15 protein-coding genes are annotated in these 14,854 nt (G+C 69.6%); 9 read left to right on the forward strand and 6 right to left on the reverse strand.

Annotation, left to right across the window (positions count from 1 at the left end):
• The first annotated feature begins 3 nt into the window (after positions 1-3).
• The 5 genes from rodA to FE811_RS06140 all read left to right on the forward strand — a co-directional run bounded on the left by rodA (position 4) and on the right by FE811_RS06140 (position 5,362).
• Positions 4-1,146, forward strand: a complete 1,143-nt coding sequence (rodA, locus tag FE811_RS06120; RefSeq protein ID WP_036753972.1) for a rod shape-determining protein RodA — start codon at positions 4-6, stop codon at positions 1,144-1,146.
• A complete protein-coding gene (locus FE811_RS06125) occupies positions 1,124-2,068 on the forward strand; it encodes a glyoxylate/hydroxypyruvate reductase A (protein WP_255469681.1) in 945 nt (314 codons plus the stop codon). The genes rodA and FE811_RS06125 overlap by 23 nt, the downstream gene beginning before the upstream one ends.
• A 119-nt stretch (positions 2,069-2,187) precedes the next feature.
• Positions 2,188-3,609, forward strand: coding sequence for a mannose-1-phosphate guanylyltransferase/mannose-6-phosphate isomerase (locus FE811_RS06130; RefSeq protein WP_114535426.1), 1,422 nt, complete (start codon positions 2,188-2,190; stop codon positions 3,607-3,609).
• Positions 3,610-3,687: 78 nt separating this feature from the next.
• On the forward strand, positions 3,688-4,704 hold the full coding sequence (locus FE811_RS06135) for an ABC transporter substrate-binding protein (protein ID WP_244294946.1): 1,017 nt from the start codon (positions 3,688-3,690) through the stop codon (positions 4,702-4,704).
• Between the two features lie 49 nt (positions 4,705-4,753).
• On the forward strand, positions 4,754-5,362 hold the full coding sequence (locus tag FE811_RS06140; RefSeq protein WP_036753965.1) for a YitT family protein: 609 nt from the start codon (positions 4,754-4,756) through the stop codon (positions 5,360-5,362).
• A gap of 171 nt (positions 5,363-5,533) precedes the next feature.
• Here FE811_RS06140 and FE811_RS06145 read toward each other — a convergent pair whose 3' ends face one another.
• Both FE811_RS06145 and FE811_RS06150 read right to left on the reverse strand, forming a co-directional pair.
• The gene (locus FE811_RS06145) at positions 5,534-5,878 is read right to left on the reverse strand and encodes an arsenate reductase family protein (RefSeq protein WP_072460891.1); all 345 of its coding nucleotides are present in this window, start codon (positions 5,876-5,878) and stop codon (positions 5,534-5,536) included.
• An 83-nt stretch (positions 5,879-5,961) separates the two neighbouring features.
• Positions 5,962-7,257, reverse strand: a complete 1,296-nt coding sequence (locus FE811_RS06150) for a DUF3422 family protein (protein ID WP_072460698.1) — start codon at positions 7,255-7,257, stop codon at positions 5,962-5,964.
• Positions 7,258-7,438: 181 nt separating this feature from the next.
• On the opposite strand from FE811_RS06150, the gene FE811_RS06155 reads away from it, so the two are divergent.
• Together FE811_RS06155 and FE811_RS06160 are read left to right on the forward strand one after the other, a co-directional pair.
• Entirely contained in the window at positions 7,439-7,948 is a 510-nt protein-coding gene (locus FE811_RS06155) for a murein L,D-transpeptidase family protein (RefSeq protein WP_036754065.1), read from the forward strand.
• Between the two features lie 630 nt (positions 7,949-8,578).
• Positions 8,579-8,848 (forward strand): hypothetical protein, encoded by a 270-nt coding sequence (locus FE811_RS06160; protein WP_036753958.1) that lies wholly within the window; start codon positions 8,579-8,581, stop codon positions 8,846-8,848.
• Between the two features lie 39 nt (positions 8,849-8,887).
• On the opposite strand, the gene FE811_RS06165 is transcribed toward FE811_RS06160, so the two are convergent.
• From FE811_RS06165 to gmk, 3 genes are read right to left on the reverse strand one after another with little or no spacing between them, the layout of a single operon-like run.
• Complete coding sequence (locus tag FE811_RS06165; RefSeq protein ID WP_036753955.1) at positions 8,888-9,940, reverse strand: ATP-binding protein; 1,053 nt, start codon at positions 9,938-9,940, stop codon at positions 8,888-8,890.
• Positions 9,937-10,464: a gamma carbonic anhydrase family protein gene (locus FE811_RS06170; protein WP_116221016.1), complete on the reverse strand. Its 528-nt coding sequence runs from the start codon at positions 10,462-10,464 to the stop codon at positions 9,937-9,939. The genes FE811_RS06165 and FE811_RS06170 overlap by 4 nt, the downstream gene beginning before the upstream one ends.
• Positions 10,461-11,093: a guanylate kinase gene (gene gmk, locus FE811_RS06175; protein ID WP_116221017.1), complete on the reverse strand. Its 633-nt coding sequence runs from the start codon at positions 11,091-11,093 to the stop codon at positions 10,461-10,463. Before gmk ends, FE811_RS06170 begins: the two co-directional genes overlap by 4 nt.
• Before the next feature lie 185 nt (positions 11,094-11,278).
• Here gmk and FE811_RS06180 point away from each other — a divergent pair, with 185 nt between their 5' ends.
• On the forward strand, positions 11,279-12,055 hold the full coding sequence (locus FE811_RS06180; RefSeq protein ID WP_116221018.1) for a PAS domain-containing protein: 777 nt from the start codon (positions 11,279-11,281) through the stop codon (positions 12,053-12,055).
• Positions 12,056-12,309: 254 nt separating this feature from the next.
• Here FE811_RS06180 and FE811_RS06185 read toward each other — a convergent pair whose 3' ends face one another.
• Positions 12,310-13,719, reverse strand: a complete 1,410-nt coding sequence (locus tag FE811_RS06185; RefSeq protein WP_036754062.1) for a class II 3-deoxy-7-phosphoheptulonate synthase — start codon at positions 13,717-13,719, stop codon at positions 12,310-12,312.
• A gap of 118 nt (positions 13,720-13,837) precedes the next feature.
• Here FE811_RS06185 and FE811_RS06190 point away from each other — a divergent pair, with 118 nt between their 5' ends.
• Complete coding sequence (locus FE811_RS06190) at positions 13,838-14,839, forward strand: GlxA family transcriptional regulator (RefSeq protein WP_114535432.1); 1,002 nt, start codon at positions 13,838-13,840, stop codon at positions 14,837-14,839.
• The last annotated feature ends 15 nt before the right edge of the window (positions 14,840-14,854 follow it).

Genomic DNA, 14,854 nt, shown 5'->3' on the forward strand with positions numbered 1-14,854 from the left:
GCCATGAGCTATCTCGACTATCACGTCGCGCAGGTGCCGACGGGCTGGCGCAAGATCCTGTATCTGAACTGGCCGCTGGTCTTCCTGGTCACGGCGGTCAGCTGCATCGGCTTCCTGATGCTCTATTCCGTCTCGGGCGGCGACATCGACAAATGGGCCGGCCCGCAGATGGAGCGCTTCGCCGTCGGCATGGTGCTGATGTTCGCGCTGGCCTTCGTGCCGATCTGGTTCTGGCGCTCGATCTCGGTCGCGTCCTACGTGATCTGCGTCGGCCTTCTGGTGCTGGTCGAGGTGATGGGCCATGTCGGCATGGGCGCGCAGCGCTGGCTGGTGCTGGGACCGATCCGCATCCAGCCGTCCGAGCTGACCAAGGTCGCCTTCGTGCTGACGCTGGCGGCCTATTACGACTGGCTGCCGGTGGAAAAGGTCTCGCGCCCGTTCTGGGTGCTGGTGCCGGTGGTGCTGATCCTGCTGCCGACGGCGCTGGTGCTGATGCAGCCCGACCTGGGCACCTCGATCATGCTGATCGCGGGGGGCGGCATCGTGATGTTCGCGGCCGGCGTCAGCCTGTGGTATTTCGCCGCCGTCATCGCCATCGTCGTCGCCGGCATCACTGCGGTCATGGAAAGCCGCGGCACCGACTGGCAATTGCTGCACGACTACCAGTTCCGCCGCATCGACACCTTCCTCGACCCCGGCTCGGACCCTTTGGGCGCGGGCTACAACATCGCCCAGGCGCAGATCGCGCTGGGATCGGGCGGCTGGTCGGGGCGCGGCTTCATGCAGGGCACGCAGTCGCGGCTGAACTTCCTGCCCGAGAAGCACACCGACTTCATCTTCACCTCGCTGGCCGAGGAATTCGGCTTCGTCGGCGCGGGATCGCTGCTGATCCTCTATGTGCTGATCCTGGGGTTCTGCATGTATTCGGCGCTGACCAACCGCGACCGCTTCGCCAGCCTGCTGACCATCGGCATCGCCGGGACGTTCTTCCTTTACTTTTCCATCAACATGGCGACGGTGATGGGCATGTTGCCGGCCAAGGGCTCGCCCCTGCCGCTGGTCAGTTACGGAGGAACCTCGCTGATGATCCTGCTGATGGCCTTCGGCATCGTGCAATCGGCCCATGTCCATCGGCCTAGGGGCTGACGGGATGCGGGTGCTGTTCGCCGCCCCCGCGCGGCTGTGGGATGCCTGGTCCCCCGCCCTGCGCGCGGCCTGCCCCGAGATGGAGCTGTGCCGGCAGGGCGATCCCGCGGGCTTCGACGCGCTGATCTATGCGCCCGGCTACCCCGAGGACGGCAGGGTGCTGGACTTCACCCCCTTCACCCGCGCCCGCATGATCCAAAGCCTCTGGGCCGGGGTCGAGCGCATCGTGACCAACCCCACGCTGACCCAGCCGCTCTGCCGCATGGTCGATCCGGGACTGGCGCAGGGCATGGTGGAATATTGCACCGGCTGGGCGCTGCGGGCGCATCTGGGCATGGATCGCTTTGCCCAGGACGGCGTCTGGCGCAACCAGCTGACCCCACCCCTGGCGCAGCGGCGCGGCGTGACCGTGCTGGGCATGGGCGAGCTGGGCCGGGCGGTGGCCTTGGCGCTGGCGGGCCTGGGCTTTCGCGTCGCCGGCTGGTCGCAATCGGGCCGTCCGGTGCCGGGGATCGAGGTGCTGGCGGGCGACGCCCTGCCCCAGGCCCTGAACCGGGCCGAGATCCTGGTCTGCCTGTTGCCCGACACGGCCGGGACGCGCAATCTGCTGGACGCCGCGCGGCTGGCCCTGCTGCCGCCGGGCGCCACGATCATCAACGCCGGCCGCGGCAGCCTGATCGACGAGGCGGCCTTGCTGGCGGCGCTGGATCAGGGCCTGGGCCATGCGGCGCTGGACGTGTTCCGGCAGGAGCCGCTGCCGCCCGAGCACCCGTTCTGGACGCATCCGCAGGTGACGGTGACGCCGCATGTCTCGGCCGAGACCCGGCCCGAGAGCGCCGCCCATGTCGTGGCCGAGAACCTGCGCCGCGCCATGCGGGGTGCGCCGCTTTTGCATCTGGTGGACCGGGCGCGCGGCTATTGACCGGCCGTTTCCGGGCATCACCCCCCGGAATCCTGCCGTTTTGCGCAACTTGCACGCGAAAGGAACCCGGCGGATAACGGGACGGATGGTAACGGCCCCAGGCCGATGGAGCGATTTTCATGACGATCACCCCTGTTCTGCTGGCCGGCGGCTCCGGCACCCGTCTCTGGCCCGTCTCGCGCAAGAGCTTCCCCAAGCAATTCGCCCCGCTGGTGGGCGAGGAAAGCCTGTTCCAGGCCTCGGCCCGCCGCCTGTCGGGACCGCGCTACGCCGCGCCGCTGGTGATGACGAACGCGGATTTCCGCTTCATCGTCGCCGAACAGCTGGACCAGATCGGCATTGCCCCCGCGGCCATCCTGATCGAGCCCGCCGGCCGCAACACCGCCCCGGCGATCCTGGCCGCCGCGCTGGCCGCCGCCGAAAAGGATGCCGATGCGCTGCTGCTGGTCGCGCCCTCGGATCACGTCGTCCCCGATACCGAGGCTTTCGGCCGCGCCGTGGACCTGGGCCTCGCGGCTGCGCAGGCCGGCCGCATCGTCACCTTCGGCATCACCCCCAGCCGGCCCGAGACCGGCTATGGCTACATGGAGGCCGAGGGCGAGGGCGAAGGCCCGCTGGTGCTGAAGCGCTTCGTCGAAAAGCCCGACGCGGAGAACGCGGCGCGCATGATCGCGCAGGGCAATTTCCTGTGGAACGCCGGCATCTTCCTTTTCGCCGCCCGCACCATGATCGAGGCTTTCAAGACCCATGCGCCCGACTATCTTGTCCCCGTCCAGGCGGCGCTGACCGAGGCGCGGCTGGACCTGGGCTTCCTGCGGCTTGCGCCCGAGCCCTGGGACCGGCTGCCCGACCTGTCGGTGGATTATGCGGTGCTGGAAAAGGCCCGGAACCTGTCGGTGGTGCGCTATTCCGGCCATTGGTCGGACCTTGGCGGCTGGGACGCGGTCTGGCGCGAGATCCAGGACGGCGAGCCGGCCGAGCGCGGCGCCGTCACCGACACCCGCTCGACCGCGATCGACTGCGACAACGTGCTGCTGCGCTCGCAGGACGAGGGGATCGAGGTGGTGGGCATCGGGTTGCGCGACGTGATGGTCGTGGCCACCGACGATGCCGTTCTGGTCGCCGGCATGGACCGCGCGCAAGAGGTGCGCGAGGCGGTCGGCGCGCTGAAGGCCAAGGGCGCGCGCCAGGCCGAACATTTCCTGCGCGACCACCGCCCCTGGGGCTGGTTCGAGACGCTGGCGCTGGCCGACCGCTTCCAGGTCAAGCGCATCGTGGTCAATCCCGGCGCGGCGCTGTCGCTGCAATCGCATTTCCACCGCTCGGAACATTGGATCGTGGTTTCCGGCACCGCGCGGGTGACGGTGGACGAAACCGTGACGCTGCTGACGGAAAACCAGTCGATCTATGTGCCGCTGGGCGCCGTCCACCGCCTGGAAAACCCCGGCAAGGTGGCGATGGTGCTGATCGAGGTGCAGACCGGCGCCTATCTGGGCGAGGACGACATCGTGCGCTACGAGGATGTCTATTCCCGCGGCTGACCCCGCTCGCGGCATCGTGGGGCGCGCCGGCTTGCAGGGCCGGGGCCGGCCGTCTAACCATGGCCGGCGATGAGACGGATGACGAAACCCCTGTTTCCGGCCGCGGCCCTGGTCCTGGCCTTGATCTCGGCCCTGGTCCTTGCCGCGCCGACCGCGCGGGCCGAGGCACTGGCGGTGCAACTGCGCGGCCGGGCGCCGGCCGAATCCGCCGGCTTCCTGGTCGCCCAGGCGCGCGGCTATTACGCCGAGGAAGGGCTGACCGTGCGGCTGCTGCCCGCGGACGAGGCGGCCCCGCCCTTCGAGACGCTGGCGCGGGGCGAGGCCGACCTGGCGGTGGCCTGGATGCCCATTGCGCTGGTCGCCCGCGAAAACGGCCTGCCCGTGGTCAATATCGCCCAGGTCTTTGCCCGCCCGGCGCTGCGGCTGACCTGCCTGCGCGAGACGGGGGTGACGGGTGCCGCCGATCTGCGCGGCAAGACCATCGGCAGCTGGTTCGGCGGCACGGAATATCCGCTGCAAGCCTGGCTGAACCGGCTGGGGCTGGTGGCCGATGGCAGCCTGTCCGGCGTCACCCTGCTGGCGCAATGGCCGGGGGCCGAGATGCTGCGCCAGAAACAGGCCGCCTGCATCAGCACGCTCAGCCACGACCCGGCGACGGGCGAGGGGCTGGTCGAACTCGACCCGCAGGAGCAAGGCGCCGCGGTGCTGGAGGACGGGCTCTATGTCCTGCCCGGCACCCTTGCCGGGCCCGAGGCCGAGGCGCGGCTGGCCCGGTTCCTGCGCGCCAGCATGAAAGGCTGGCGCGAGGCAGTCGCCGCACCCGAGGACAGCGCCCGGCTGATCCTTGGCCCCGACCCCGATCCGGGCGCCTTGCAGCGGCAGGCGGGAATGCTGCGCGGCATCGCCGGGCTGCTGTCGGCCACCGGCGCGCTGGACGAGGCCGACTATCGCCGCACGGTCGAGACCCTGCGCAGCGGCGGCGACCGCGCGGTGCTGCGCCGCGACCCGCAGGGCGCCTTCACCGCCGCCGTCAGCGACCGCGCCGCGCCACCCGCAGCCGCCGCCCCAGACCGCGACGCCGCGCCGCTGCGCTGATCGCGATGCCCCCTTGCCGGTCCCGCCGGGCGCGGGCAAGAGAGGGCGCATGAGCGACGACACCCCTTCCCCACGCCACAGCCCCATCGAAGATGCCCAGGGCCTGGCCTATGGCAGTTTCATGGCCGCGGTCGGCGTGCTGCTGCTGACGCATCTGGGCTTCGTCACCGGCCAGACGGCGGGGCTGGCGATCCTGATCTCCTATGCGACGGGCTGGGGCTTCGCGCCGGTCTTCTTCGTGGTGAACCTGCCGTTCTACTGGCTGGGTTATCGCCGGCTGGGGCTGGGCTTCATGCTGAAATCCTTCATCGCCGTGGCGGCGATGTCGACGCTGGTCGCCATCCTGCCGGCGGGGCTGCAATTCGGCCATGTCCACCCGGCGGTCGGGGCGCTGCTGGTGGGTTTCCTGACCGGCTCGGCGCTGCTGGCGCTGTTCCGGCACGGCGCCTCGCTGGGCGGGGTGGGCATCGTCGCGCTGTATCTGCAGGATGCCACCGGCTTTCGCGCCGGCTGGACGCAGCTGATCTTCGACGCCTGCCTCTTTGCCTGCGCGCTGATGCTGCGCGACTGGCAGCTGGTCGCCTGGTCATTCCTGGGCGCGCTGGTGCTGAACCTGGTGATCGCGATCAACCACCGCCGCGACCGCTATGTCGTCTAGCAGGCTGCTGAAAAAGTCCTTGCGACAGGACGGCGCGGGCGGCGAACCGGGAAATCCGCCTCAAATTTTCCAAAAACACCCCATTTTCGGGCCGATATCAGCTGGCTCCAGAACGATTTCCGCTGCGTCGCCCTCTCAAGATCCTTTTTCAGCAGCCTGCTAGGGGGCGGCTCAGGCCGCCACCCCCAGCGCGCGCTTGACATTCGCGGTCCAGCCCAGCAACCGCTGGCCGCCCTCGACGATCGCCGGCCGCTTCATCAGCGAAGGCTTGGCCGAAAGCATCTGCAGGGGCGTGCCCGCGCGTTCCTCATCGGACATGCCGCGCCAGGTCAGGCTGGCCCGGTTGACCAGCTTCTCGCCGAAATCGGCGATCATGCGCTGCCATTCGTCGCCATCCAGCGGCGCCTTGGAGACGTCGCGGAACTCCACCTGCCAGCCCGCCGCCTGCAACTCGGCCTGCGCCTTCTGGCAGGTCGAGCAATGGGCGAGGCCATACATCTGAAGCCGCCCCGCCATCACGAACGGCCCTGGGCAAGCGGGTGGGAAAGGAAAGGTGCCTGGGTCATGCGTTCTTCGCTCCTTCTTGGGGGTTGGACGGGCTAGTGGCCGGCGTCATGCAGCCGGGCGCGGATGCGCCGCATCCCCAGCCAGACGCCCAGCACGGCGACGGGGGTCAGGGCCGCGACCAGCACCGCCTTGTCGATATGCAGCGCCTGGGCCAGCGGGTAAAGCGCATAACCCAGCAGGCCCACCGCGTAATAGCTGATCGCCACCACCGACAGCCCCTCGACCGTGTGCTGCAGCCGCAATTGCAGGTCGGCGCGCCGGTCCATGCGCTGCATCAGCTCCTGGTTCTGGGCGCTGCGCTGGACATCGACGCGGGTGCGCAGCAATTCGCCCGCGCGTTCGCTGCGATCCAGCATCGCCGAAAGCCGCTTCTCGGCCGATTTCGCGGTGCGCATGGCGGGCAGATAGCGGCGGGCCATGAACTCGGTCAGCATCTGCCCGCCCATGAAGCGGGTCTCGCGCAGCGAGGCGACGCGGTCCATGACGATGGCCTCATAGGCCGCATTGGCGCCGAAGCGGAAGGCATGCTGGGTCGCGGCGCTTTCCAGCCGGGTCGAGACCGACAGCAGATCCTGCAGCACCGCATCGGCGGGGCGGGCATCGTCGCTCATGCCCTGGACGATGTCGCTGAGCTGCGGGTCCAGCGCATTCAGCTGCCGGGTCAGGTCGCGGGCGCGGCCCAGGCCCAGCATGGACATGGCGCGATAGGTCTCGAGGTCCAGAAGCCGCTGGACGATGCGGCCGATCCGGCCGGGCTGGGTGTCGGGCCGGACGAAAAGCGCAAAGCGCATCCAGCCGGCCGGGTCGATGCGGAAATCGCCGGCGACCACCGCCGCCTCCTCCAGCACCCAGACCGAGGCCATGCTATCGGCCGCGAACCATTCCGACAGCCGCGGCAGGATCTCGGCCGGGTCATCGGGCAGGAAATCGACCTGGATCATCGCTGCGGCGATTCGCTTGCCCGGCGCCTGGTGCTGCCAGTCCTCGGGAAAGATCGCCCCGGCCGAAGGATCGAAGGGCCGCGGCGGCAGCCCCGGCGCAAAGGCGGCATAGGTGACGAACTCGGTATGGCTTTCCCAGCGCAGCTGGTGGCGGCCAAGCTGCGCCGTGTAATGGCCCGCGCTGGTGTCGGGTCGCGGCGCGCCGTGGCGGGCGCAAAGCTGCGCCAGATGCGCGACATCCCTGCCCCGGTCGCGGTTGGCGGCGTCGCGCGGCTCCTTGATCGCCAGATAGACCGCCGTGCAGGGCGCCTTGAGCCGCGGCGAGGGCCGGGCATGCAATTCGTTCACCAGGGCATAGCGCTGGGGGTGTTCGTCTTCGTCGTTCATGGCCGCATGATTAGCCGCAGGCGCATTTCCCGCAACAGGAAAACCCAGCGATTCCGCGGCGCTGGCAAATCTGCCACGGCAAGCCGCGCCGCATCAGGATTTCGTGAACCCCCGCCGCATTGCCGGGCAGGCCGCAGCGGGGCAAAATGGGGCAAAACACCGGATCCGGGGGCGGGACATGATGACGGGCTGGCTGGGACGTATCGTCGCATTGGTGCTTGTGCTTGGGCTGGCGGCCTGCGGCCCCAGCAAGTTCAAGACCTATTCCGGCCCGCCCGTGACCCAGGTCGTGGTCAACAAGGGCGCGCGGCAGATGCTGCTTTTGAACGGCAACACGGTGCTGAAGGCCTATCGCATCGGGCTGGGCAACGAGCCCCTTGGCCACAAGCAGTTCGAGGGCGACGGCCGCACGCCCGAGGGGCTTTACTACATCGACCGCCGCAACCCCGACAGCCGCTATCACCTGTCCATCGGCATCTCCTATCCCAACCCGCACGACTCGGTGCAGGCGGCCGAACTGGGCCGCAGCGCCGGCAGCGACATCTTCATCCACGGCCAGGGCCCCGAGGGCCGCGTCCTTTCCCGGCAGAAGCTGGACTGGACCGCCGGCTGCATCGCCGTCACCGATGCCGAGGTCGAGGACGTCTATGCCATGGTCCGCGACGGCACGCCGATCCTGATCACGCCCTGACCGGCCGCCGCGGGGGCGATTCGGCCTATCGGGGCGGCCATGCCGATTCCTGGAGGCCGTGGCCTCGCTGCCTGATCTCGGCCAGGGCCCGAGGGTTGTCCCCTTTACAGGCAAAAGCTGGACTGGCCTGCCCGCTGCATTGCCGTCACCGATGCCAAGGTCGAGGACGTCTATCATGACGCGACGCAACGCCGATCCTGGCTGCGCCCTGGCCGGCCGCTACGGGGCGGCCGTGCCGATTCCTGGAGACCGTGGCCTCGCTGCTTGATCTCGGCCAGGGCCCGAAGGTTGTCCCCTTTACAGGCAAAAGCTGGACCGGACCGCCCGCTGCAGCGCCGTCACCGATGCCAAGGTCGAGGACGTCTATCGTGACGTGACGGAACGCCGATCCTGGCTGCGCCCTGACCGGCCGCTGCAGGGGGCGATTCTGCCTATCGGGACGGTTGCGCCGGTTTCTCGGGATGGGCGTTTCGCCGCGTAATCCGGCCTCTTTCGGCCGGGGGTCGAGCGGGGTGGCCGCCATACGCGCAGAGCTTGTATGGCAGACCTGTTCAAAAGGGCATATACTCATCGGCGGCGCCAAGGATTAACAATTTACATTAAAATGTTAACTCCAAGTTCCATCCCTTCATGTACCTGCCCCCCATCATCCATGACGCGCTGATCGATTCAGCCGAGACCGAGGGTTATGTGCCCGGCGCCATCGAAAGCGTCATGCGCTTCGGCCCGCATTCCCGCTGGTGTGCGGGGGTGATCGCCGCCTGTTCGACCAAGCGCTCGCAGGCCCTGGCCACGCGCTGCGCGCTGCTGATCCCGCGCAAGGGCAAGCGCACGCTCAAGCTGGCGGTGCATCCCTCGCTGCCGGCCGATGTGATAAAGTCGATGCTGAACGCGATCTGAACGCGATCTGATCCGGCAGCCGGCAGGGCCGCGCCGGCTTCAGATGCGGCCGATCTGCTCGGGCAGGATGACGGTGAAGCGGCTGCCCTGCCCGCGTTCGCTTTCGATGCGCAGCCGGCCGCGATGCCGGTTCACGATATGCTTGACGATGGCCAGGCCCAGCCCGGTGCCGCCCTGCTCGCGCGAGCGATGGGTATCGACGCGATAGAAGCGCTCGGTCAGGCGCGGCAGGTGCTGGGGATCGATCCCCTCGCCCTGGTCGGCGACGCAGACCGACCAGGCCGGGCCGCGCAGCACCGGCTCATGCGCCAGCCGCTCCAGCGTCACCGTGGCCACCCCGCCGGCGCCGCCGTATTTCACCGCATTCTCGATCAGGTTGTGAAACACCTGCACCAGCTGGTCGGCGTCGCCCGGCACCGGCACCTTGCCGGCCGGCGCCTGCAACTCCAGCCGCACCCCGGCAGCCGTGGCCGCGGGCGCCAGCGTCGCCACCACGCTGCGCAAGAGCCCGGCCAGGTCCAGGTTCTGCGCCGGGCGGCGGCGCTCGTCCTGCTCGACCCGGCTCAGCGACAGAAGGTCGGCGACCAGCCGGTTCATCCGCCCCGCCTCACGCTCCATGATGTCGAGGAAACGGTCGCGCGCGGCCGGATCGTTGCGGGCCGGGCCGCGCAAGGTCTCGATGAAGCCCATCAGCGCCGTCAGCGGCGTGCGCAGCTCGTGGCTGACATTGGCGACGAAATCGCGGCGCATCTGCTCGGTCTCCTCGTCGCGCGAGCGGTCCTCGATCGCCACCGCCGCGCCGACCAGCCCCGGCGCCCGCAGGGCCGTGACCGTCACCTCGCAGAACACCCGCCGGTCGGCCGCGCCCAGGGTGACGGCCAGCCGCGCCCGCTCCTGCCCGGCCAGCACGGCATCCAGCGCGGCATTCACCTCGGGGTGGCGCAGCACGGTGACAAAGGGCCGCCCGCCCGGCACCGCGCCCAAAAGCGCCTCGGCCGCCTCGTTCGCGCCGATGATGCGCGCATGGCCGTCCACCGCCAGCATGGCCACCGGCACGCCGCGCAGCAGCGCGTGCAGCCGCTCTTCGATCATCCGCGGGCGACCTGCGCCAGCCCCTGGCGGAAGCGGGCGGCGTTGCGGTGATAGCCCTCGGCCGATTTCAGCAGCCGCTCGCGCGCCGCCTCGTCCAGCTCGCGCACCACCTTGCCCGGCGCGCCCATGACCAGAGAGCCGGGCGGGATCACCTTGTTCTCGGCGATGAGCGCCCCGGCGCCGATCAGCGAACCGGCGCCGATCAGCGCCCCGTTCAGGATGATCGCGCCCATGCCGATCAGCGCCCCGTCCTCGATGGTGCAGCCGTGCAGGATGGCGCGGTGGCCGATGGTGCAATTCGCACCGATGCTCAGCGGATAGCCGATGTCGGTATGGCAGACCGTCAGGTCCTGCACGTTCGAGTTGCGGCCGACGCGGATCTCTTCGTTGTCGCCGCGCAGCACGGCGCCGAACCAGACGCTGGCACCCGGCTCCAGCACGATCCGGCCCATCAGCTGCGCATCCGGCGCCACCCAGGCGTCGTCGGCGATTTGCGGCGCGATGCCGTCCAGTTCCCAGATCATGCGCTTTCCTCCTCCATGAGCGCGCGGACGAAGGGGCCCAGCCCCACCTGCCGGGCGCGGCGCATCCGTTCGGCCCGCAGGATCGTCTTCAGCGCCTCGGCGCTGCGGTCCAGGTCGTCGTTGACGACGACATAGTCGTATTCCGCCCAATGGCTGATCTCGTCGCGGCTCTTGCGCATGCGGGCGGCGATGACCTCGGGCGCGTCCTGCTGGCGCCCGACCAGCCGCCGCTCCAGTTCGCGCAGGCTGGGCGGCAGCACGAAGATCGAGATGACATGCCCGCCCAGCGACGAGGCGCGGATCTGCTGGCCGCCCTGCCAATCCACGTCGAACAGCGTGTCGCGCCCGGCGCGCATCGCCTCTTCGACCGGGCCGCGGGGGGTGCCGTAGAAATTGCCGAAGACCTCAGCATGTTCCAACATCTCGCCGGCGCCGACCATGGCGCGGAACTGCTCGGGGCTGCGGAAATAGTAGTGCTCGCCCTCGACCTCGCCGGGGCGCGGCTTGCGGGTCGTGGCCGAGACCGAAAAGCGCAGGCCGGGATCCCAGTCCATCAGCCGCCGTGCCAGCGTCGATTTCCCCGCCCCCGAGGGCGACGACAGGATCACCAGAAGTCCGCTGCGCTCCATGCTTCTCCGCCTTGTTCCCCGCGTTCCAGCGCCGCCTGAATGACCCCGCCCGCCAGCGGGGTCAAGCCCCGCGCGGGGGCGCAGGTTTTTAACCACCGGCAAAGAAATCGCTCGGCAGCCGGGGGCGAAGGGGCTAGATTTGCGGCAGGGGTTGGTTTCACGGGTGGCAGGGTAAGGCCGGACGAATGTCGAACGACCACGGACAGGACGGGGATTCCCCGCACGGGGCCGATTCGCCTCGGGGCCAGCCCGGCAAGCTGCTGCACCTGGCCGATTACGAACCCGTCCAGGTCGAGCGCACCCTGGGCGAATTGCGCGGCTATTGGGAAGGGCTGCGCCATGGCCGCGCCATTCCCGACCGCGCCGATGTCGAGCCGCGCGGCATCCGCCGGTCGCTGGACTATGCCTTCATCCTGGAACGCATCGCGCCGGGTGCAGCCCGGTTTCGCCTGGCCGGGCGCCATCTCATCGACCTGATGGGGATGGAGGTGCGGGGCATGCCGCTTTGCGCCCTTCTGAACACCAGTTCGCGCGGCCGGCTGTCGGACGTGCTGGAAAGCGTGTTCCGCGCGCCCCAGATCGCCGAGATCGCGCTGGCCTCTCCCGCCGGCTACGGCCGTCCGGCACTGGAGGGGCGGATGCTGCTCCTGCCGCTGCGCTCGGACCTGGGGGACGTGACGCGGGCGCTTGGCTGCCTGGTCGCCGAGGGCCGGATCGGCGAGGCGCCGCGCCGCTTCGACCTGCTTTCGGACATTGTCTCGCCGGTCATTCCCGGCGCCAGGGTGCTGGAGCCCTCGCCCTCGCGGCAGGGCTTTGCCGAGCCACCGCAGCGCTGGAAGGGCGCGCCGCCGGCCGATGCCGCCGCGCCCCTGCCCCGCGACGCCAACCCCGAGGAACGCCGCGCGCGGTTCCACCTGATCCGCAATGACAAGCCGCCAAAACCGCCCGGCTCCCGTCCCTGATCGCGGAACGGGCCTCTGTCGGCGCCCATGGACCGGTGCGCCGCCTGATAATGCCGCCGCATCCTGCCCGCGATGCCAGGCCCGAGGAGCGCCGGGCGCGGTTCCGCCTGGCCCGCAACGACAGGACGCCAAAGCCGCCCGGCACTCGCCCTGATCTCGGAACCGGCCTCTGCCGGCGCGCATGGACTGGCGCGCATGAAAAAGGGCGGCAGAGCCAAGGCCCGCCGCCCTTGTCATTTCCCGTCGCGCCGGGTTCAGCCGGCCTTGGCCTGCCGGCTTGCGCCGTTGACGCGGCGGCTGCGCAGCTCTTCGGCCACCAGGAAGGCCAGTTCCAGTGACTGGCTGGCGTTCAGCCGCGGATCGCAGGCGGTGTGATAGCGGTTCGACAGATCCTCGTCCGTGACCGCGCGCACGCCGCCGATGCATTCGGTGACGTCCTGCCCGGTCATCTCGAAATGCACGCCGCCGGGGATGGTGCCTTCGGCGCGATGGACGGCGAAGAACTCGCGCACCTCGCGCAGCACCGAATCGAAGGGACGGGTCTTGTAGCCCGAGGCCGACTTGATGGTGTTGCCGTGCATCGGGTCGCAGGACCAGACGACATTCGCCCCCTCTTCGCGCACCGCCTTGATCAGCCGCGGCAGGTGGTCGCCGACCGAGCCGGCGCCGAAGCGGGCGATCAGCGTCAGCCGGCCCGGCTCGTTTTCCGGGTTCAGCCGGGCGATCAGCGCCTTGAGGTCGCCCTCGCTGATCGAGGGGCCGCATTTCAGCCCGATCGGGTTCTGCACGCCGCGGCAGAACTCGACATGCGCGCCGTCGACCTGGCGGGTGCGGTCGCCGATCCAGATCATGTGCCCCGAGCCCGCGACCGGCAGGCCGGTGGTCGAATCGATCCGCGCCAGCGCCTCTTCGTATTCCAGCAGCAGGGCCTCGTGGCTGGTGTAGAAATCCACCGTCCCCAGCCCATGCGCGGTTTCCGAGGTCACGCCCGCCGCCGCCATGAAGGCCATGGCGTCGCTGATCCGGTCGGCGATGTCGCGATAGCGCGCCGCCTCCTCGCCGCCGGTGAAGTCGCTGATCCAGCTTTGCACCCGGTGGATGTCGGCATAGCCGCCGGTCGAGAAGGCGCGCAGCAGGTTCAGCGAGGCCGCGGCCTGGGTATAGGCCGCCAGCATGCGCTGCGGGTCGGGGATGCGCGCCTCGGCGGTGAAGTCGAATCCGTTGATGATGTCGCCGCGATAGCTGGGCAGCTCCTGCTCGCCGATCTTCTCCATCGGGGCCGAGCGCGGCTTGGCGAACTGGCCCGCCATCCGGCCGACCTTGACCACCGGCAGCTGCGCGCCCCAGGTCAGCACGACGGCCATCTGCAGCATGACCTTGAAGGTGTCGCGGATGTTGTCGGCCGAGAATTCGGCAAAGCTTTCGGCGCAGTCGCCGCCCTGCAGCAGGAAGGCGCGGCCCGCCGCGACCTCGCCCAGCGAGGCTCTCAGCCGGCGCGCCTCGCCGGCAAAGACCAGCGGTGGGTATTTGGCCAGCAGCGCCTCGACGGCGGCGACGGCGTCCTGGTCGGGATAGTCGGGCATCTGGACGCGCGGATAGGCGCGCCAGCCACGCTTGTCCCATGCCTGTGCCGGGGTCGCGGAACTGGAATTCGTCGGTGCCATGATCCTATCCTTCATGCAAGCGGTGCCTGCCATATAGAGGGTGCAGGACCAAAGGAAAAGCCTTGCACGCGCCGCGATTGCCTGCTGATCTGCCGCGAATTCCTGACGCGCGACCGACATGCCAGACCACGATCCAGCAGTCCCCCCCGCTCCGGGGCCGAATCCGGCCCCCGCGCTGCGCTATGTGTTTTTGTTGCTGGACCGCTTCACCATGGTCTCATTCGCCGCCGCGATCGAGCCCCTGCGGCTGGCCAACCGGCTTTCCGGGCGCGAGCTTTACGAATGGCGGCTGATCGGCGAACAGGGCGAGACCGCGCTTTGCTCGAACGGCGCGCGCATCCTGCTGGACGGCCCGCTGGCCGAGACCCGGCGCGGCGACACGGTGCTGGTCTGCGGCGGGCTGGACGTGGCGCGGGCGGCCACGCGGCCGGTGCTGGCCTGGCTGCGGCGCGAGGCCCGGCGCGGCACCCGCATCGGCGCGCTTTGCACCGGCGCCTGGGTGCTGGCCGAGGCCGGGCTGCTGGACGGCCGCCGCGCCACCATCCACTGGGAAAACCAGGACGGCTTTGCCGAGAAATTCCCCGATGTCACCCTGATCCGCACCGTCTTCGTCGAGGACGGCAACCGGCTGACCGCCGCCGGCGGCACCGCCGCCATCGACCTGATGCTGCGCCAGATCGCCCGCGACCACGGCGCGGAACTGGCCAGCCGCGTGGCCGACCAGATGATCCACACCGCCATCCGCTCGGAAGAGGACCAGCAGCGCCTGTCCAGCCCCGGCCGGATCGGCGCGCACCATCCCCGGCTGGCGCAGGTTCTGGCCCGGATGGAGGCCAATATCGAGGATCCGGTCAGCCCGGCGCGGCTGGCCGCCGAGGCGGGCCTGTCGCCGCGCCAGCTGGAACGGCTGTTCGCCCGCCACCTGGGCCGCTCGCCCAAGCGCTATTACATGGAGCTGCGGCTGGAACGGGCGCGCCACCTGCTGCTGCAGACCCCGATGAGCGTGATGGAGATCGCCCTGGCCTGCGGCTTCGCCTCGGCCGTGCATTTCTCGAAATGCTATCGCGCGACCTATGGTTGCACGCCCTATCGCGAACGCGGCGCGGCCGGGGCGCATTAGCGGAACTTCCGCTGC

Origin of the sequence: Paracoccus sp. FO-3 (assembly GCF_006386455.1) — a bacterium.
In the GTDB taxonomy this organism is placed as follows: Bacteria; Pseudomonadota; Alphaproteobacteria; order Rhodobacterales; family Rhodobacteraceae; genus Paracoccus; species Paracoccus versutus.